The sequence below is a fragment of the Asticcacaulis sp. MM231 genome (assembly GCF_964186625.1).
Classification (GTDB): domain Bacteria; phylum Pseudomonadota; class Alphaproteobacteria; order Caulobacterales; family Caulobacteraceae; genus Asticcacaulis.
The window spans coordinates 377,368-396,572 of the sequence record NZ_OZ075110.1 but is presented as its reverse complement, the minus strand read 5'-3'; the positions used below and the strand labels follow the sequence as shown (position 1 = coordinate 396,572).

The following is a 19,205-nucleotide window of genomic DNA, read 5'->3' as shown; positions in this document are numbered from 1 at the left end:
TTTTGTTTGCCTTTTTAATTTGACATATGCAAGATTAAAAATGAACCCTGCCTCAGATGACGGCCAACACGGAGGGCAAACGCATGAAACCTCAAGGACTGACCTCTGGCGGCCTGCACAGGCGCGGACTGCTTGCGCTTCTGTCCGGCACGGTGATCGCCTCCGGCCTGATGGCCCGTTCCGGTTTCGCACAATCGGCGGCCGTGGCCAGCTTTGGCGATGATGCTGTCATGCTCGATTTTGATCTGGGTCTTGGCAGCCGCGTCAGCCTGCGCGCCAGGGGCACGACCGTGGCCTTGACCGATTTTGCGCCATCGGAAACGCTTATCCTTGCCGATGGCAAGAGCATTGATCGCTTTACGTACAAGGATAAGGCGGAAAAACCGGTCAAGGATGCGCACGGCAAGGGCAGGGCGTTTACGATTCGCGGCGTTTCGGCCGAGGGTGTCGAAAAGACCGTCCAGATCACCCTCTATGACAGCTATCCCGGTTTCGCCGTCACGCGTGTCACCTATCGCAATACCAGGTCCACGCCTCTCGATATCGCAAGCTGGACCAGCCACGCCCATATCCTTAAAGCCAGCGGCGCCGGCTTCTGGTCATTCTCCGGTTCGTCACATGACGATCGCCGCGACTGGGTGCAGCCGGTCAAGGCCGGTTTCGACCAGCCCAATTTCATGGGCATGAACGCTTCCGATTATGGCAGCGGTACACCGGTCGTCGATGTCTGGCGGCCGGATGCCGGTCTGGCGGTTGGCCATATCGAAACCGCGCCGAAACTGATCTCCCTGCCTTTGATCGCCACGCCCGCCGGTGCGGGCGTCGCCATCCGTTACGACCATGCCGTGACACTGGCCGGCGGCGACAGTCTGACAACGCTCGATACCTTTGTCAGCGTGCACACACGCGACTATTTCTCCACGCTCGACACCTACCGCAAGGTCATGGCCGATCGCGGTCTGGCGGCGCCGAAACCGCCGGCCTCGTCCTATGAGCCGGTGTGGTGCGCCTGGGGGTATCAGCGCAATTTCACAGTCGAGGAGATCGAGGGCACCCTGGCCAAGGCCAGGGATGTGGGCTTAAAATGGGCGGTGCTCGACGACGGCTGGCAGACCTCTGAAGGCGACTGGCATCTCGACACCAAGAAGTTCCCGCGCAAGGATGCCGACATGATCGCCTTTGTGCGTTCGATCAAGGCGGCGGGCCTGCGGCCGCGCCTGTGGCTGGCGCCACTGGCTACGGATCCGGGCACGGACTTGCTGCACGATCACACCGACATGCTGCTGCTCAATCAGGACGGCGCGGTGCAGAACGTCACCTGGTGGAACGCCTTCTATCTGTGCCCGGCCTATCAGCCGACGAAGGATTACCACAAGGCGCTGATCAGGAAGATCATCGGCGAGTGGGGCTATGAGGGCTTGAAGCTCGATGGCCAGCATATGAATGGCGTCGCGCCGTGCTACAATCCGGCGCATAACCACGCGCGCCCGGAAGAGTTTGTCGAGCAGTTGCAGGATTTCTGGAAGCTGATCTACGACACGGCGCGCGAGGCCAATCCCGAAGCCGTCGTTGAGTTCTGTCCGTGCGGCACGTCTTACGCCTTCCATAATCTGCCCTATACCAACCATGTACCGGCCTCCGATCCCTTGTCTTCGTGGCAGGTGCGCCTGAAGGGCAAATCACTTAAGGCTCTGATGGGGGGTGATGCCGCCTATGCCGGTGATCACGTCGAGCTTTCCGATGGCGGTAACGATTTCGCCTCGACCGTCGGGATCGGCGGCATCGTATCGACCAAGTTCGCCTGGCCGGGTCCGGGGCATGAAAAAAATGAGAACTACCAGCTCACGCCGGAGCGTGAAGCGCTGTGGCGCAAGTGGATCGGACTCTACAACGACAAGCAGCTTGCCACCGGCCAGTATCGTGGCGAACTCTACGATATCGGCTTTGACACGCCCGAAGCCCATGCGGTCGAGAAGAACGGCAAGCTCTATTATGCCTTCTACGCCGACGCATGGGCCGGCGAGGTTGAACTGCGTGGTCTGACCCAAAAGCGCTACAAGCTGGTCGACTATTTTAACGACAAGGCGCTGGGCGAGGTGACGCCGGTCGCCAACCGTATACCGGCCCGTTTCGAGCGCTTCCTGCTGATCGAAGCCACGCCAATCTAAGGGGGATAAGATGAACGAGCCCATGCCGGAAGGCGCATCCTCTGCAACACCCGTGACGACCCACGGCAAGCGCTGGCTGATCTACGCACTCGGCGTGGTGGGTTTGTGGGGCGTCTGGGGCGCCTTTACCGGCATTTCGGCGCAACGCGGCTTCCCGGAAACCCTGACCTACTGCGTCTGGGCCCTGACCATGATCCTGCCGGCGCTCTACGTGTTGTGGAAGGCCGGCTGGAAGCTCGATCATACTCCGCGCGCCATCCTCTACGGTCTTGTTATCGGGCTTTTGGGCGCCGGCGGCCAGATGGTGCTGTTCTATGCCGTCAATACGGGGCCGGCCTATCTGATCTTTCCGGTGATTTCGTTGTCGCCGCTCGTCACCATCCTGATGTCGGCCCTGTTCCTCAAAGAACGGACAACGAAGCTTGGCCTGCTCGGTGTTGTGCTGGCCCTGATCGCTCTGCCGATGTTCGACTTCTCGCCCGATAAGGGCTTTTCCTTCATGAACGGCGGGGTGTGGTTCCCGCTCGCCCTGATCATTATGGCGTGCTGGGGCGTGCAGGCCTATTTCATGAAGCTGGCCAACAACTCCATGACCGGCGAGAGCATCTTCTTCTACATGATGCTGACCGGCCTGATGCTGATTCCGGTCGCCCTTATGATGACGGACGTCTCCAAGCCGATCAATTTCGGCCTCGATGGTCCCTGGCTGGCGGCGAGTATCCAGATTCTCAATGCCATCGGCGCGCTCTGCCTTGTCTTTGCCTTTCGCTATGGCAAGGCTATCGTGGTGGCGCCGCTGACCAATGCGGGTGGCCCGCTGGTGACCGCGGTCATTTCGCTCATCGTCGCCAATGTCATTCCCGGGGAATTGAAGATCGTCGGTCTTGTTCTGGCGGTGATCGCCTCTGCCTTGCTGGCTTTGGCGGCCTGAGTCCTTTTCCTTCCTGTGCTGCGTGAGGCCGGTCTTGTTCCCCCAAGGCCGGCCTTTTGTGTCTGTTATTTCTTTTTGTAACCTTTCTTGCCGGATGCAGGGACGTTTTTCGGCAAAAAGATCATTTTGCATGTTTCGTTTTCATTGTTTTGATTGCGTTGTTGTCGTCAAAGCGCTAGGGTCGGCGCAACACCCATTCCTCTTCGTAAGGATATCCCATGAAGGCCATGCTCGATCTGGTCGCCAGGCACAAGGCTGGCAAGGCCGTTGGCATAACGTCGGTATGTTCGGCCCATCCGCTTGTGGTTGAGGCAAGCTTTGCCCATGCCCTCAAGGTCGGCGCCGATATCACTCTGATCGAAGCGACCTGCAACCAGGTCAATCAGGACGGCGGCTACACTGGCATGCAGCCGGCCGATTTCGTCGCCTTCGTTTACGCCATAGCTGATCGTATCGGCCTGTCGCGTGACCGTATCGTGCTGGGTGGTGACCACCTCGGCCCGAACCCGTGGACCCACCTGTCCGCCGATGAGGCCATGCTCAAGGCCGAGGTTCTGATTGAGGCCTATGTCGCCGCCGGTTTCCGCAAGATCCACGCCGATTGCTCGATGTCGTGCGCCGATGATCCGGTGCCGCTGCCGGAAGATACGATCGCCCGTCGTGCGGCGCGTCTGATCGCGATCGCCGAAACAACCCACCAGCGCGTCGGTGGCGAAGCCCCCGTCTACGTCATCGGTACCGAAGTGCCGGTACCCGGTGGCGCACACGAAGACCTGCCAGAGCTGGAAGTCACCACGCCCGAAGCGGCGCTCGTCACGATCAACGCCCACAAGGCTATCTTCGCTGAACTGGGCCTCAATCAGGCCTGGCCACGTGTCATCGCCACCGTCGTTCAGCCGGGCGTCGAGTTCGATCACCACAAGGTCATCGACTATGATCGCGCCAAGGCCGTCAAGCTCAGCCATGCGCTCGATAAGCTCGATACGCTTGTCTTTGAGGCGCATTCGACCGATTACCAGACGCCGAAGGCGCTGAAACAACTGGTGGAGGATCATTTCGCTGTTCTGAAGGTGGGGCCCGGTGTCACCTTCGCCTTGCGTGAAGCCCTGTGGGCGCTCGACGCGATCGAGCGCGAGTGGATCGTGCCTGAGCAACAGTCCGGTTTCCGCGATGTCGTTGTCGAGCGCATGAAGGCCGAGCCAAAGAACTGGACCAAGTATTATCACGCCACCGGCGCTGATCTGCGGTTCGACCTGCAATACAGCCTGTCGGACCGCATCCGCTATTACTGGCCGGACGGCCAGATCACCGCCGCGCAAGAGGTGATGTTCAAAAACCTGACGCGCAGCGCGCCACCCCTGGCATTGGTCAGTCAGTATTTGCCCGACGCCTATGCTATTATCCGCGATGGCGGGCTGAAGCTGACACCGGAACATCTGGTCATCGCGCATATCGGCGCCACGCTTGATGCCTATTACGCTGCCTGTACCCCTGAAACTGTAAGTGCCCTGGAGTTGATTTATGCCTGAGACAGTCGCCCGTTTGGGCCTGGATGAAACCACTCTGGAAAAGCTGGGTGGCCTGTGGACGGCGCGTGAGATCGAACAACAGCCGGAGATGTTGCGCCAGACACAAGGCCTGCTGGTGGCGCAGCAAAAAGAGATCGAAACCTTCCTCGCCCCCTTGCTGGCCCGCAAGGTCCGCATCGTCTTGACCGGCGCCGGCACCTCAGCCTTTATCGGTGACTGCCTGGCCCCTGCGCTGTCGGCAAGGCTGAAACAGCGCGTCGAGGCGATCCCGACGACTGATTTCTCTTGTGCGCCTCAGCTTTATTTCGAGAGCGATACGCCGACGCTTCTGGTCTCCTTTGGCCGTTCGGGCAATAGCCCCGAAAGCGTTGCCGCTGTCGAACTGGCCGACCGTTTCGTCACCGACCTGCATCACCTCGTCATCACCTGCAACGCCGATGGCGCGCTCGCCGGCTATGGCAAGGGTTCGAAAGGCCTGACCATCCTGCTGCCCGACGCCACCCACGATCGCAGCTTCGCCATGACGTCGAGCTTCTCCTGCATGATGTATGCGGGCCTGGCCGTCTTCTCTGGCATCGACGCCATGCAAGGCCGCATCGAAGCGATCGCCTCCGCCACCCAAGGCGCGATCAACGACTACACCGTTATGATGAAGACGGCGGCCTCGCAGGGCTATGAGCGCATCGTCTATCTCGGCAGCCATATTTTCCAAGGCCTGGCGCGCGAATCTGGCCTCAAACTGCTGGAGCTGACCAATGGCGCGCGCGTCACGATGTTCGACTCGCCGCTCGGCTTCCGCCATGGACCGAAGACGATCGTCAATGCCAAGACCCTCGTTGTCGTGTTCTTTTCCAACAACGCCTATACGCGCTGTTACGATGCCGACCTGCTCGATGAACTGCGCAAGGACAATGACGCCGCTCGCGTCATCGCCATCACGGGGCAGGACGGTGTCGGCGTCGAGGCCGCCGATACGGTGCGCATCCATGGCTTGGAAACGGCGGATGATACCGATCTGCTTTTCCCCTATATCATCGGACCGCAGATCTTCGCCTTCCAGGAGGCCCTAAACCACAAGCTGACGCCGGATAAGCCCAATACGTCGGGCACGGTCAATCGCGTGGTGCAGGGCGTGCGGATTTCACGAACTGGGGTAGTATAGGACACTTTAGTGGTGCGCTTTTTGATCCAAAAAGGGCGTCACACTTTTTGGAAAGCGCTTATGGGCTATCTTCTCGGCGTTGATGGTGGTGGCACCAAGACGGAATTCGTTCTGGTCGATCAGGGTGGGCGTGTCGTCGCCAGCCATCAGACCGGCACAAGCTACTATATCCAGATCGGCTTTGATGGCTTGCATGAACTGTTGTCACAGGGTGTTCATGCCGTGCTTGAGCAAGTGGGCGCCACGGCGGCCGACGTCGACCATGCCTTTTTTGGTTTGCCGGCCTATGGCGAGGATTCGACCGCCGAGGCCATGCTCGATGTGGTGCCCGAAGCCGTGCTCGGCCATCACCGTTACACCTGTGGCAATGACATGATCTGCGGCTGGGCCGGTTCGCTCGGCGGTGCCGACGGTATCAATATCGTCGCCGGCACGGGCTCGATCGGTTATGGCGAACGAAAAGGCATTTCGGCGCGCGGTGGCGGCTGGGGCGAGGTTTTCTCGGATGAGGGTTCGGCGCACTGGATCGCGATTTCGGGCTTAAACGCCTTTTCACGCATGGGCGATGGCCGCCTGGCCAAAGGGCCGCTCTACGATATCTTCATGCAGGCCATGGATCTGAAAAACGATCTTGATATCTGCGGCCATGTCTTTGGGCGTGAAGCGCCATCACGCGATCGTATCGCCGCCATGTCGAAACTTGTGGCAGAGGCGGCGGAGCAGGGCGACCGCGTAGCGTTGCGCATCTTCGATTGCGCCGGTTACGAACTGGCCGCCATCGTCGACGCCATCCGCCTTAACCTCCACTATGGCGCCGATGAACCTGTTGCCCTGTCCTATTCGGGCGGCGTGTTCCGCTGTGGGGCGCTTATTCTGGAGCCCTTCCGCCGGCACCTCAACAGCTTCTCGATGATGTACGATGTGCGGGCGCCGCTCTATTCGCCGGCGATCGGGTCGGTGATCTTCGCCGAGCGTAAATCGCTGGGCGCAGTGCGTCCGGAATTCCTGCACGCGCTCGCCCGGCCCGTAACGGCGTCTTAACGACAGCTATTTCGGCAGCTTGCTCTCGCCGCTGACCACTAGCTCCGCCGATACCGTCTTGACGTCATCCGGCTGGCCGCCGCCAAGATAGATGACATAATGACCGGGCAAGACCTTGCGGGCGCCGGCGTTGTCGACCTGCGAGAGGGCGCGGGCGTCGAGATCGAGCGTCACGCTTTGCGAGGCGCCGGCTTTCAAATGCACACGCGAAAAACCCGCCAGCACTGGTCTGGCTGTATCGCCCGGCTTGGTGACATAGAGTTGCACCACCTCATCGCCATCACGCTGACCTGAATTACGCACCATCACGCGGGCCTTGACGCCGTCACCGGCGTTGATCGCGGTCCCGGACAAGGCCGGCTTGTCGTAAGCGAACGTTGTGTAGCTCAGGCCGTGGCCGAAGGCGTACATCACCGGCCCCTTGAAATAGCGATAGGTACGGTTGGCCATTGCGTAGTCTTCGAAAGGCGGCAGATCGGCGACATCACGGTGGATGGTGTAGGGCAGGCGGCCGGCCGGATTGTTCTTGCCGAGCAGGGTATTGGCGATGGCCTCGCCGCCGGCCTGACCGGGATACCAGGCCTGCAGGACGGCATCGGCGTTTTTCTCAACCCACGGATCGGAGACCGGCCCGCCGGTCATATAGACGACGACCAGTTTCTTGCCCGTCGCCTTGACCGCTTCAAGCATCGCTTTTTGCGCGGCCGGCAGGGCCAGACTGGTGCGGTCGCCGCCGGAGAAGCCGGGATAGTTGACCGCCATCTCTTCGCCTTCGAGATCGGGCGACAGGCCGACAAAGGCCACCACGACATCGCTGGCCTTGGCCGCCTCGACCGCGGCGGCGACCAGCGGCTGCGTGGGGGCTATCCAGTCCAGCGACAGGGCGCGGTCCTCGACGGCGCGGACGTAATCGATGCGGATGTCATGCGGTTTGGTGTCGGTGAAGGTGATATCCACCGGCGCCATCGGTGGCTTGGCGCAGGCGTCGCCGCAGAAGGCCTGGTCCTTGCCGGCGGCTTGTGACAGCTCGGGCGTTACCACCAGCTTGCCGTCCACCCACACCTTGACGTCGGGCAGGGGCTGGCCCTGACGCGGCGCGGACATACGGAAGCCAAGTTTGTAGGCGCCCGCCACCGGCGGGGTGATGACGCCGGTCCAGCGGATCGAAAAGCCCAGCGGCTTCATGCCTTCGGGTGCTGTGCGATAGAAGTCGAAATTGATGACCGGATCGATGCGGCTTATCTTCGCCGCGCCATCAAAGCTCGTGTTGTCGAAATACTCGCCCTTTAAGCCCTGCGCTGAGCTATCGGCCGTCGGTTTCAGGAAGGTTTCCGGCACCGGCATCCGCATGCCGTCGATCAACGGTGCACCGGCGGCATAGGTCACCTTGTCCGCGCCGAAAGCCCGGCGCAGGGCACGGAGCGGGAAGGACGGATCGACCGGCGCGCCGGTATAGTTGCCTTCAAGGCTTTGCAGCAGATCGGCATTGGGCCCGATGACGGCGATGCGCTCCGACCCTTTGAGCGGCAGCACGCCCTTAGGATTACTTAAAAGCACCATGGCTTTTTCTGCGGCTTCGAGCGCCAGAGCCCTATGCGCCGTTGAATTGATGGCGCTGGCCGGAATCTGATCATAGACGCCGCCGTCGATCAGACCCATGCGGATGCGCGCCGCCATCAGGCGTTCCAGCGAACGGTCCATATCGGCTTCCGTCAACAAACCGCGCTTTACGGCGTCGGGCAGGGCCTGATAGGTCGGGCCGCAGTCAAGATCGGAACCGGCCTTGACCGCCGCTGCCGAAGCGGCCGCCGCATCGGGATAGAGTTTGTGGCCGGTGAACATATCATCGATGGAATCGCAGTCGGTGACGACAAAGCCCTTGAAGCCCCAGTCGTCGCGCAGCAGGTTTTGCAGCAAGGGGCTGCCGCAGGCCGGCGCGCCATCGATGGCGTTATAGGCGCACATCAGCGAATCCGCCTTGGCATCGACAATGGCGGCGCGGAAGGCGGGCGTATAGGTGTCTTCGAGATCGAACGGCGACACATCGACATTGAAGCCGTGGCGCAAGGGTTCCGGTCCGGAATGGACGACGAAGTGCTTCGGTGTGGCGATGCCCTTGTAATAGAGCGGATCATCGCCCTGGATGCCGTGGATGAAGCGGGTCGCCACATGGCCGGTCAGGTAAGGGTCTTCGCCATAGGTTTCCTGGCCCCGGCCCCAGCGCGGATCGCGGAAGATATTGATGTTGGGCGACCAGTAATTGACGCCGAAATAGCGATCGGTGCCGGAAGGATCGCGTTTCAGGGCGGCGTTGTGATTGGCGCGGCCTTCGGTGGCGATGGCGTCGCCGATACGGTCCATCAGCGGTGCGTCCCAGGTGGCGGCCAGGCCGATGGCTTGCGGATAGACGGTGGCGGAACCGGCACGGGCAACGCCGTGCAGCACCTCGTTCCACCAGCCATAGCGCTTCAGGCCGAGGCGCGGAATGGCCGGCGCATTGTCCTGCATCTGCGCCGCTTTTTCCTCAAGCGTCATGCGCTTGACGAGATCGCGGGCGCGCGCTTCCGGTGTCAGGTTTTTGTCGAGAAAGGCGCAAGGCGCGCTCGTGCACGCGTCTGGCGTCGCGGCCTGTGCGGCCATCGGCGACAGCATGACGGCCAGTCCCACGGCGAGTGGCGCTGCGGTTAGTAACAGGCGGTCTGCGAGCGTGGCCGATTGTAACATGTGAGCTGTCCCTGTGTAACCTCGCGCCTCTGGGTGCGCTATTATGTTAGCGGTATCATTGAAAGGCGGCGGCCGTCAAGACGATCTGCCGCGCACCTGTTCAGTTCGTTTCGAAGTCGATCGGGTCGAGGATGAGCGCCGGGAGGCGTGCCTTCATCAACAGGCCTTCAACCGTCTCGCGCGCATAGGGGAAGAGAATGCTGGCGCATTTGCCGCCAAGAACCTGCTCGCGCTGGGCATCGGTGTAGCCGGTGAGCTCGAAGATGCCAGCCTGCATAAGCTCGATCATATAGGCGGTGCTGCCTGCGCTGGTGGTCACGATCGAGAGCGTCAGGACGACCTCGTAAAGCGAACCCGACAGATGGCTGTTTTCCAGCTTCATATCGACCTTGACCTTGGGCGACCATTCGCGCGTGAAGATCTCGGCTCCGGTCGGGGCCTGATAGGACAGGTCCTTGAGGTAGATCTGGCGGATTTTTAAGGTTTGCGTCATGTGATATCCTAAGCGGTAAGGGGGCCTTCGAGGTCGAATACGGTTTCACCGGGCTGGACATAGTCCATGATGAGGTGAACACGGGCCTCTGCGCCGTCGTTTATGACGGCATGGGTGCGGCGGTTGTTGATTTCCCACATTTCGCCTTCGGGCATATGAAAGCGCTTGTTGCCGACAATGAACAGGCTGTCGGGGTTCGAGATGATGGGGACGTGGATGCGATGGCAGCGCTTCAGGGACTCGCCATCATCAATATGCGGCTTGATGGACGCCTTAGACGGCAGCCGCGTCAGCAGGGCGCGGATGAAATAGCCGGGGCCGTTCTTCTCCGCCACGATGCGCTGGCGCATGGTCTGCAAATAATACCCGCGGATATGAGCCATAAAGGGGTTAAGCAGGTGCTCAAGGGTCGTGAAGGCCGGATGAACGGTGGGGTTCGTATGACGAAAGTCGCTGTCGGCAATCAGCTTGAGGGTTTGGGTGCTGGTATGCGCGTCGAAGGCCTTCTGCCGGCTGGCGTCGGCGTTCCATACCTCGTCGTCGAAGCCTGCGACCACGGCTCTTAGCTCGGCAATATCGAAGGCTCCCAGTTTCTGGGCATCGTGGGCAAAATTCATATGCGTAACCGTTGCGGACTTTGTTGGAAGCCTATCCTCAAGAAAATAGCGATGTCTACAGATAACGTTTCCTTGTTATCCGCCTTGCCAATACCCATGGGAATGTCAGAATCTGTAGTCATAGGCGTCAATCACCTGGTGATCCCACAGCGCCACCAGATCTCTGAGTTCGGGCGTGTAGTAATCCTGATAAGCGCCGTGATCACTGACGTTCAGCTTCGGCACCGATCGCAGAAAGTCGCGTGTTAGCAGGGTTTCCTGAGCGTTCAGACCGAGTTGCATGTCAAACAGGGTTTCGCGCAGACGCTCCATAGGGATAATGTTCGGAGAGGCGGCGCCCGCGTAAAGCCGGTTATAGAGGAAGCTGTAAAATCCCGCGCCGGAACCGCGAATCCTCTCGATACACTGTTGCCTGAGATTGAGCCCGTAATTGACGAAATGATCCGGGAACACCTCAGCCAGCCGCTCAACGCGCGCCGAGTCATCAGCCAGGGTCACGAGATTGCGGATCGTGCCGGCAAAGTCGAGCGAGCGGTTTTCGCTGCAAATCAGGAAGAGCGGATTGGGCCGCTCCTGGCCGTTCTGGAAATGGTACCACGACACATAATAGGCCCACGGGTTACGCACCGTGCCAAGCACAGCCAGATGACGGCAGGTGTCCGGCATTTCACTATACGGCAGATGATAACCGACGCGCCTGGCCGACGCGAGGCACTTGATCATCATATGATTGACGAAGGTGCCGCCCGATTTATGCAGGTGGAGAAAGGCAAAGGTGTCGGAAACGATCATGTCTTGCCTATTGTTCCGCAGGTAAGTTTATAGACCTGCCCGCCCTTCAGCTTGGTGGTCTTGGGTGCGCCGGCCACAAAGGCCTGCCCCGGTGGCGGCAGGATGGCCATGTTGACATCGTACGACGGCCGGATCACGGCCTGGGTTGCGCCCTTATCCCACAGGAGGTCGACCTTGATGCCGCCACGAGCGCGCAGGCCGGTGACGCGGCCGTTTGGCCAGGCGGCGGGTAAGGCTGGCAACAGTTTCAGAACGCCGCCATGACTCTGAATGAGCATTTCCGCCATGGCGGCCGTAGCGCCGAGATTACCGTCGATCTGGAAGATGGGCGCCTTGTCAGCCGGGTGGGTATCGAAGAAGTTGGCGGCGGTCGATTCGCGGAACAGTTTGGTCAGCATGGCTTCTGCCGTATCACCCTCACCGAGGCGGGCGCGGAACATGGTCAGCCAGGCTGCGCTCCAGCCGGTCTGGCCGCCACCGTGGACAAGGCGGGCCGTCAGGGTCTTGCGCGCGGCCTCGGCCAATTTGGGCGTGGCGTGGGCGTCGATCTCATCGCCGGGATAGAGACCGAACAGATGAGAGATATGGCGGTGCCCCGGTTCGGCCTCCTTGAAGGCCTCCGGCCATTCCATGATACGGCCGTCGGTGCCGATTTCCAGACGCTTCAATCGGCTGATCGCCTGATCACACCTGGCCTCCAACTCCGGATCGATTTCGAGCCGGCGCGCGGCCTGGCGGCAATGATCGAGCACTGAGAAGGCGATGGACTGCGACATGGCCGGTCCCATGGTGATGTTGCCGCGATCGCCATTATCTAACACATAGGTGTTTTCCGGGGAGGTCGCCGGTCCGGCCACCAGCTTGCCGGTTTTGGGGTGCGGCACCAGGTAGTCGAGCGAGAACATGGCGCAGGCTTTCAGAAGCGGATAGGCGTGGGCGCGCAGGAAAGCTTCATCGCCGCTGAATTGATAATGCTCCCAGAAGTGCAGGCTGAGCCACGCCAGCCCTTCGGGCCACATACCCCATTCAAGCTGGCCATCGAGCGCCGTGTGCCCCCACGGGTTGGTCGTGTAGTGAACGGTGGCGCCCTTGCAGCCATAGGCGACGCGGGCGGTGGTTTCGGCGTGCGGAAGCAGGCGTTCGGTGTAATCGAACAGGGGGGTATGCAGTTCGCCGAGGCCACAGACCTCGGCCGGCCAGTAGTTCATCTGCACATTGATGTTGGTATGGTAATCAGAACTCCAGGGCGGTGCGAAACCGTCCGCCCACAGGCCTTGCAGATTGGCCGGCAGGGAGCCGGGCCGTGACGACGAGATCAAGAGGTAGCGACCAAAATTGAAATAGGTTTCGGCCATGGCCGGATCGCTGGTGCCCTGCTTGACCGCATTCAGGCGCGAGTTCGGCGGTCGTGTCGGCCGGGGCCTTGCCCAGTTCAAGCGCGACCCGGTCAAACAGCCCACAGTGATCGGCTTGCTGGCGGCGTACCAGTGTGGCCCAGGTCGCGGAGCGCGCCGCTGACAGGGCTTGCAGGGACTGGCTTTTCGCATCGGGGTTTAGAAGGTCGGTGGCGGCGGTCAGCAGAAGCACGATGCTTTTCGCGCCGGCCACCTTGTAGCCGTCACCCGTGGCGGTCACTGATCCCCCGACGTTTGTGCAGGTGAGGCGGGCACTGAACTGCGTACCGAACGGCTTTGGCCGACCGGACAGATGGAGATGATCGCCTTCAGTAGTGGTGGTCGCATCCTGACCGCGCGCCAGTTTTACCGTCAGGTTCAGACCGGTGGGCGCGGTCGTCTCCAGCTTCACAGCGAGCACCTTGTCGGGGAAGGAGGCCAGAACCGTGCGCGTATAGAGTGCCTTGCCGGCTTTGTAACGTACGTGGACCGAAGCGGTGGCCATATCCAGTTCGCGGGTGTAATCGCTGATCGCCCCGTCGTGCTCGATGTCCAGCAACAGGTCGGCCAGCATCTGGTAAGAGCCGTAGGTTTCCGCGTTCATGGGCGTCATCATCTGGGCCTGCGCCAGCCGGTTGGCTTCCAGGTAGCGACCTTCAAACAACAGGCGGCGCACGTCCGGCAGGGCTGCCAGGCTTTCGGGGCGATCGTCTTCGGCGGGGCGGCCCGACCACAGTTCGATATGATTGAGCTGGAGGCGTTCGCTTGATATACCGCCAAAAACCATGGCGCCGATCCGGCCATTGCCGACGGGTAGGGCTTCAATCCACTGTTGTGCGGGCGCCTTGAAGCGTAGCCGCTTGGTGGCTCGCTCACCGCTAGGGGCGGCCTCGGCCGTCGTGATCAAGGTGCTCCAGATGGGCAGGGCGCCAAGCGAGGCCAGTGCGGCGCGGCGGGTCAGATCGGTCATGAGGATTCCTTGTTGAGGGGGAGGTAGCCCATGGCGCCGAGGCGCTGTCGCAGGGGCTCCAGATGGTTTGCGTAGCGTTTCCAGGCTCCGACGCCTTCGGCGTTGATCGGCTTGCGCACCTGCACGGCGCTGGCCGTGGAGACCGCACCTTTCGCTTCGTGCGGACGCAGGCAGGCCTCTTCAAACGGCAAGCCGCAGGCGTCCAGCAAGCGCCGGATTTCGGTCTCGGGATCTTGAATGACCGCCTCCAGCGAGACGTCGATCAGGCCATCGCCCAGCACCTGTTTCCAATACGTCATGAGGTCGCGGAAATGGCCGTAATGGTCGGCGAGATCGTCCAGCGTGTAGGACCAGCCGTAGGCGCCGGTGAACAGCAGCTTATAGCTACCGAACAGGGCGTCCATCGGATTGCGGTCGAGGCCAATGATAAGGGCGTCAGGGAAGGCCAGCCTGATCAGACCGGCGTATTCGTGATTGTTCGGCAGCTTGTCGATGACGTAGGCGCTGCTGCCATCATGCAGATAGGCCGTCTCGCGGGTGTAAAGCTCGGCTATGTCGCGCGGATCGAGCTTGACGGCGGCGGCGATGACCTCCGGGTCCAGACGGGCGGGGGTCGCCAGATCGCACAGCTTGCGGGTGGCGACGCCGAAGGCTTTGAGTTCGCCTATGGCCTGCACCTGGCTGTGTGCCGCCAGGACGCGCTCGATCAGGGTGGTGCCGGAACGTGGCAGGCCTATGATGAAGATGCGTTTGGGGCCGCTGCGGGGACGATCATCGCGCGTGGTGAAACGCTGTGCTGGCAGGTGTTCTTTCCAGGCGCAGACCATGGCCGCTTCCTCTTCCGAGGTCCAGGTCTCCAGCTTCCTGGCAAGGCTGGCACCCAGTTGCAGGCAGTCGAGCGCGGCATCAAACTGGCCGGTGTCGTTATATTCCTTGAAGAGGGCGTAAGCGACGCGGCAGGCCTCCAGGCTACTCTGGCACGACAAGGCTTCAAGCTCTGCGATGTGATTGTTATCCGGCGTCCAGCGCTTCAGATAGGCCAGGTTGAAATAGGCCGATATCGGCGATTTTGTCAGAGTGATTGAGGTCTTGAAGGCGGTCTCAGCGGCTTCGATGTCGCCAAGCGTGCGCTGAACACTGCCGAGGCTATACCAGGCTTCGGCGTGTCTGGGATTAAGCTCTGCTGCCTTTTGCGCCAGTGGCAGGGCCTCTTGCGGCAGGCCGGCGTTGGTCAGGGTGTAGCTGGCCTTGACGAGACTCGCGGGATCACCAAGCCCTAAGCGGACACCTGAGCGCGTGGTCTCCACGGCCTCGGCCATGCGACCGTCGCCCATGAGTGGCGGGCCGCGCAGCACGAACATTTGCGACTTGGCCGGCGAACCAGGCTGCGCATGCAGAGCGGCCTGTTCAAAAGCATGGGCGGCTGTGACGACGTCACTCTCAGCATTGGCGGCGGTGCCGAGGAGCCACCAGGCTTCGCTTGACACGGGCATTGTCCTTGTCGCCAGACGCGCTTGCGTTAAGACCGCGCGCATGTCGCCGCGCTTGAAGGCGTCACGCGCAGCGAGAAGGGTGGGGTGGTCTGGTGGGGGGCGGATCATGGATAATCTAGAAAACTCATAGGTTCTGGGTGGCCGCGACCATAGCCGGTTACCCATTTTTGCAATACCAATTTAAGTTCAGAATGCCCTTTTAAGACAATACTGGAAATGTGTCATAACCTTTGCCAAAATATGGCCGCGCGTCGAGACGTTATTTTTGCAAAGCGTTAAAATCATGGCTTTCTGCTAATTTCATCGCAGAGTATGTGATGGAAAAGCAACACGTCTATGACGAAATGCATGTACGAAAGTTCGATTTCGCAGCGCGACAATTCGATTATAATTCAATCACTTTTCGCGTAAAAGATTAAATCCAAATGTTATTGCGAAATTGTGACAAGGTGCGAATGGTAATGACAACGTTGGACTTTGGTTCCTCACTTGCTTGAAATATGACAGGATGATTAAACTAGGGTTTGACGCATTTCTTATTTTATATGTAAGAATTGTTTCACCAGTGGCTACGTACCGGGGAATTTTGGTATCAAAAAGGTATTAGCGACGGCCTGGGCGAGTAATTTGCACATGTATTGAAGCATTTCCGCCATGCGGAAAGTTGGAGAAATAGGGAATGAAATTAAAATCTTATGCTTTGATCACGACGGCCCTTACGGGCGTTATGATCTCAGGGGGCGCTTTTGCGCAAGAGGCTGCGGCTCCGGCTGCAGCGCCTGAAGCGCAGGAAGTCATCGTCGTAGGCGTGCGCAAGAGCCTGCAAAAGTCGCTGAACGTGAAGCGCAAGGCCTCCGCGCACATCGACGTCATCACAGCTGAAGACGTCAGCAAGTTCCCTGACGTGAACGTGGCCGAATCGCTGTCGCGTCTGCCGGGCATCACGGTGGATCGCACGGGCGGCGGTGAGGGCGACAAGGTCGCTATCAACGGTATAGATTCGCGCCTGATCAATGTTTCGCTGAACGGCAATCCTTTGGCCACGGCCGATGCCGGAGCGAGTGATCGTGACAACGGCCGCAGCTTCAACTTCAGCACTCTGGCACCTGAACTCATTGGCAATGTTGAAGTCTACAAGACGACGGAAGCTCGCCTTGAAGAAGGTGGGATCGGTGGTTCGGTTATCGTCAATACGCGCAAGCCTTTGTCGCTGCCGAAGAACACCGCCTCTTTCAACTACAATTATAACATCAACGAGCGCAACAAAGAAAAAGATCCTCGTTACTCCCTCTTCTACAGCACCAAGGATGATAGCGGCCGCTTTGGCATGCTGGTCAGCTACGCCTACAATAAATCCGTACTGGGCAGTGGCTCGATCGGTGCTGGATACCAGTCGGTTTGTAACGCAGCGCATTGGGGTGGTGTCTCGAATAGCTCCAAAACCTGCGATGCTGACGGCAATTTCACAAACCCGTCGGCTTTACCTACAGTAACAAGCGGTCCGGCTTTGACCGAAGACATGCTGGTGCCGACCTATATCGCTCTTTCGTCTAGCCTTGAAAGCCGCGAGCGCAAGACCTATCAGTTGGCCCTGCAGTTCAAGCCCAGCGATGATCTGGAATTTAACTTCACCGGTACCGCCATCGATAGCGATTTCTCCAGCTATTCGCAGTTCTTCGAAACTGATCTCAGTGTCAACTGGAATGAGACCAATCCCTATTACACTCGTTATATGACCGACCAGTATGACAGTAATGGTAAGCGGATCGCCAGAGCGGGCGATGCGATCCTGAACGCTCAAGGCGGCAATCTCTATCCGACCAAGATGAATTCTGTGACAACCAACGAATCTGGTGTCACTGGCGGCACCGGTACATTCGCGGTGCGTATGGACGAATATTACAAGCGCTCCAAACTCAATACCACCAGCTATAACCTGGAGGGCAAGTGGACGCCTGGTATGTGGACTATTGAATCGGATATCGGAAGCACTAAGGCGTTGGGTGGTTCCGATCCTGAGTATTACCTGAGCTTCTATGGAACGGATTCGGGCAGCTGGTCGATGACGCCGGATGGCGCGACCCTGACGCTTGACAAGCCGGCTTCTGACCCGACCCTGTTCGCCACCCGCAAGAAGGGTGATCAGGCGGGCTTCGTCAAAACGGCTGTGACGACCGACCAGATCGACTATGCCAAGTTCGACTTCAAGCGTGAAGTTGAGTGGGGTCCTTTCACCGAAATCCTGTTCGGCTATAAGTATCAGAAGCACGAAAACGTCAATAAACCGCACTTTTTCAACACGGTATTTGACGTGACCGGCACGATGGCTGATTTTGATACTTACTTGAGTGATCCCGCACTTGTAGACGGTCTGGGTGCCAGTGGCGATCTGCTCTCCTATGTCGCCATGACCCAGCAAGCTGTGATCGATTACTCGATCGCCAACAAGAGCCCAGGCAATGCGGCGGGTGATTTCCGTGATGCCGGCAACTTCTGGGATACGTCTGAGAAGACCGACGCCGCCTATGTCCAGGCCAACTTCCGTTCTGGCAAGTGGCACGGTGATGTTGGCGTGCGTTACGCTAAGACACAGAACGAGCAAACCTATCGTTCGACCATGGACTACTATCCGTGGAATGAAGAAATGATTACGATCAATAAGGGCTATGATGACGTCCTGCCGTCGTTCAACGCGGCTTACGATCTGACTGATGACATGATGATCCGTTTCTCGGCGGGCAAGGTTATGTCGCGTCCGACCTTCGCCGACATGTCCGGCCAGGTTGAGTATAGCCTCGATCGTTACAGCACAGTCGCACAAGGCCTGCAAGTGTTCGGCGGCACGGGTGGCAATCCCGACCTGAAGCCTTACCGCGCCACCAACTACAGCGCTTCCTACGAATGGTATTTCGGACCGAACAGCCTGTTTAACGTCGACCTGACCTATAAGGACGTTGAGTCCTACATTGTCAAGAAGTACACCTTCGTCGACGTGACTTTGCCCGAAAGTGCCCTAGGTTATTGCATGGGTACGGTCGGCCGTAACTGTAATCGCGTTGAAAACATGCTGATTTACGCGCCGCTCAACGGTAGTAATGCGAAGATCCCGGGCATTTCAGTTGGTTACCAAGGCAACCTGTGGTGGGGCTTCGGCATCCAGGCCAACGTGACCTTCCTTGATCAGCAGTATGGCTCCTTCACTGACGACTTCAATAAGACCAGCGGCAAGTTGCCGATGCCTTATCTGTCGCGTTGGAGCTACACAATCTCGCCGTATTATGAAAAGGGCCCGATTCAGGCACGTATTTCCTACACGGCGCGCAGCAAGTATAACACTCAGCTCGCCAGCGATCTGGTGCCGGCCAATTACGTTGATGGTTGGGGCCAGCTCGATGCCTCTGCTTCGTATAATCTGAATGACCAATTGTCCTTCAATGTATCGGCGCAAAACATCATTGACGATTTGCAGCACCCGTACACCACTGGCGGTCTGCCGCTTAGCTGGTCCAAGTATGGTACGCGCATCACTTTCGGTGTGACATACAAGATGCAGTAAGCCTATCCTCCCCGTGCTCTGATCTCAGGGCGCGGGGAGATTCCTGTCTGTGTTCTTAAAGCCTCGTTGCTGTTTCGCGCGTCTTGCCGGCAGGCGGCTTCTCCCGATAGCTCTCCTCCCTGACTATCCCTTGATGAACCGCCTGAGATTTCGATAAAATGTGTGTGTGGGTCGATATCCTGAAGGCGCTTTTGCGCTGGCCTTGAGAACATTGTGCGTTGCATTCGGCGGAAGATTTTTCCCAGATTTCGCCGAATGCACGCTTCCTTTTTGTAAACGTTTATTTGACCGGACCCGACGCACAAATCCTTGCTTTGCGAGCCCTTTACGGGCTT

General features: G+C 59.3%; 13 protein-coding genes. 6 read left to right on the top strand and 7 right to left on the bottom strand.

Features of this window, described 5'->3' with window-relative positions; translation table 11 throughout:
* Positions 1–83 precede the first annotated feature (83 nt).
* The 5 genes from ABQ278_RS20880 (at position 84) to ABQ278_RS20860 (ending at position 6,831) form a co-directional block, all read left to right on the top strand.
* On the top strand, positions 84–2,168 hold the full coding sequence (locus ABQ278_RS20880; protein ID WP_349322945.1) for a glycoside hydrolase family 36 protein: 2,085 nt from the start codon (positions 84–86) through the stop codon (positions 2,166–2,168).
* Between the two features lie 10 nt (positions 2,169–2,178).
* On the top strand, positions 2,179–3,099 hold the full coding sequence (locus ABQ278_RS20875; protein WP_349322944.1) for an EamA family transporter: 921 nt from the start codon (positions 2,179–2,181) through the stop codon (positions 3,097–3,099).
* A gap of 218 nt (positions 3,100–3,317) precedes the next feature.
* The gene (locus tag ABQ278_RS20870; RefSeq protein WP_349322943.1) at positions 3,318–4,628 is read left to right on the top strand and encodes a D-tagatose-bisphosphate aldolase, class II, non-catalytic subunit; all 1,311 of its coding nucleotides are present in this window, start codon (positions 3,318–3,320) and stop codon (positions 4,626–4,628) included.
* Positions 4,621–5,790 (top strand): SIS domain-containing protein, encoded by a 1,170-nt coding sequence (locus ABQ278_RS20865; protein ID WP_349322942.1) that lies wholly within the window; start codon positions 4,621–4,623, stop codon positions 5,788–5,790. The genes ABQ278_RS20870 and ABQ278_RS20865 overlap by 8 nt, the downstream gene beginning before the upstream one ends.
* Before the next feature lie 60 nt (positions 5,791–5,850).
* The gene (locus tag ABQ278_RS20860) at positions 5,851–6,831 is read left to right on the top strand and encodes a BadF/BadG/BcrA/BcrD ATPase family protein (protein ID WP_349322941.1); all 981 of its coding nucleotides are present in this window, start codon (positions 5,851–5,853) and stop codon (positions 6,829–6,831) included.
* A gap of 6 nt (positions 6,832–6,837) precedes the next feature.
* On the opposite strand, the gene ABQ278_RS20855 is transcribed toward ABQ278_RS20860, so the two are convergent.
* The 7 genes from ABQ278_RS20855 to ABQ278_RS20825 all read right to left on the bottom strand — a co-directional run bounded on the left by ABQ278_RS20855 (position 6,838) and on the right by ABQ278_RS20825 (position 15,422).
* Positions 6,838–9,555 carry a glycoside hydrolase family 3 C-terminal domain-containing protein gene (locus ABQ278_RS20855; protein ID WP_349322940.1) on the bottom strand — a complete coding sequence of 906 codons (2,718 nt, stop codon included), beginning with the start codon at positions 9,553–9,555 and terminating at the stop codon, positions 6,838–6,840.
* Between the two features lie 100 nt (positions 9,556–9,655).
* Entirely contained in the window at positions 9,656–10,048 is a 393-nt protein-coding gene (gene secB / locus ABQ278_RS20850; RefSeq protein WP_349322939.1) for a protein-export chaperone SecB, read from the bottom strand.
* Positions 10,049–10,056: 8 nt separating this feature from the next.
* Positions 10,057–10,665: an aspartyl/asparaginyl beta-hydroxylase domain-containing protein gene (locus ABQ278_RS20845; protein ID WP_349322938.1), complete on the bottom strand. Its 609-nt coding sequence runs from the start codon at positions 10,663–10,665 to the stop codon at positions 10,057–10,059.
* Positions 10,666–10,770: 105 nt separating this feature from the next.
* Positions 10,771–11,457 carry a hypothetical protein gene (locus tag ABQ278_RS20840; RefSeq protein WP_349322937.1) on the bottom strand — a complete coding sequence of 229 codons (687 nt, stop codon included), beginning with the start codon at positions 11,455–11,457 and terminating at the stop codon, positions 10,771–10,773.
* The gene (locus ABQ278_RS20835) at positions 11,454–11,735 is read right to left on the bottom strand and encodes a glycoside hydrolase family 95-like protein (RefSeq protein ID WP_349323062.1); all 282 of its coding nucleotides are present in this window, start codon (positions 11,733–11,735) and stop codon (positions 11,454–11,456) included. Before ABQ278_RS20835 ends, ABQ278_RS20840 begins: the two co-directional genes overlap by 4 nt.
* A 955-nt stretch (positions 11,736–12,690) precedes the next feature.
* Entirely contained in the window at positions 12,691–13,821 is a 1,131-nt protein-coding gene (locus ABQ278_RS20830; protein WP_349322936.1) for a glycoside hydrolase family 95 protein, read from the bottom strand.
* A complete protein-coding gene (locus ABQ278_RS20825) occupies positions 13,818–15,422 on the bottom strand; it encodes a sulfotransferase (RefSeq protein WP_349322935.1) in 1,605 nt (534 codons plus the stop codon). The genes ABQ278_RS20830 and ABQ278_RS20825 overlap by 4 nt, the downstream gene beginning before the upstream one ends.
* 571 nt (positions 15,423–15,993) lie before the next feature.
* Here ABQ278_RS20825 and ABQ278_RS20820 point away from each other — a divergent pair.
* On the top strand, positions 15,994–18,870 hold the full coding sequence (locus ABQ278_RS20820) for a TonB-dependent receptor (protein WP_349322934.1): 2,877 nt from the start codon (positions 15,994–15,996) through the stop codon (positions 18,868–18,870).
* Positions 18,871–19,205: the final 335 nt, after the last annotated feature.

Excerpts from the sequence above, each read along its gene's own strand:
- ABQ278_RS20880 (WP_349322945.1), top strand. The coding sequence starts at position 84 with ATGAAACCTCAAGGACTGACCTCTGGCGGCCTGCACAGGCGCGGACTG.
- ABQ278_RS20875 (WP_349322944.1), top strand. The coding sequence starts at position 2,179 with ATGAACGAGCCCATGCCGGAAGGCGCATCCTCTGCAACACCCGTGACG.
- ABQ278_RS20870 (WP_349322943.1), top strand. The coding sequence starts at position 3,318 with ATGAAGGCCATGCTCGATCTGGTCGCCAGGCACAAGGCTGGCAAGGCC.
- ABQ278_RS20865 (WP_349322942.1), top strand. The coding sequence starts at position 4,621 with ATGCCTGAGACAGTCGCCCGTTTGGGCCTGGATGAAACCACTCTGGAA.
- ABQ278_RS20860 (WP_349322941.1), top strand. The coding sequence starts at position 5,851 with ATGGGCTATCTTCTCGGCGTTGATGGTGGTGGCACCAAGACGGAATTC.
- ABQ278_RS20855 (WP_349322940.1), bottom strand. The coding sequence starts at position 9,555 with ATGTTACAATCGGCCACGCTCGCAGACCGCCTGTTACTAACCGCAGCG.
- secB (WP_349322939.1), bottom strand. The coding sequence starts at position 10,048 with ATGACGCAAACCTTAAAAATCCGCCAGATCTACCTCAAGGACCTGTCC.
- ABQ278_RS20845 (WP_349322938.1), bottom strand. The coding sequence starts at position 10,665 with ATGAATTTTGCCCACGATGCCCAGAAACTGGGAGCCTTCGATATTGCC.
- ABQ278_RS20840 (WP_349322937.1), bottom strand. The coding sequence starts at position 11,457 with ATGATCGTTTCCGACACCTTTGCCTTTCTCCACCTGCATAAATCGGGC.
- ABQ278_RS20835 (WP_349323062.1), bottom strand. The coding sequence starts at position 11,735 with ATGCTCATTCAGAGTCATGGCGGCGTTCTGAAACTGTTGCCAGCCTTA.
- ABQ278_RS20830 (WP_349322936.1), bottom strand. The coding sequence starts at position 13,821 with ATGACCGATCTGACCCGCCGCGCCGCACTGGCCTCGCTTGGCGCCCTG.
- ABQ278_RS20825 (WP_349322935.1), bottom strand. The coding sequence starts at position 15,422 with ATGATCCGCCCCCCACCAGACCACCCCACCCTTCTCGCTGCGCGTGAC.
- ABQ278_RS20820 (WP_349322934.1), top strand. The coding sequence starts at position 15,994 with ATGAAATTAAAATCTTATGCTTTGATCACGACGGCCCTTACGGGCGTT.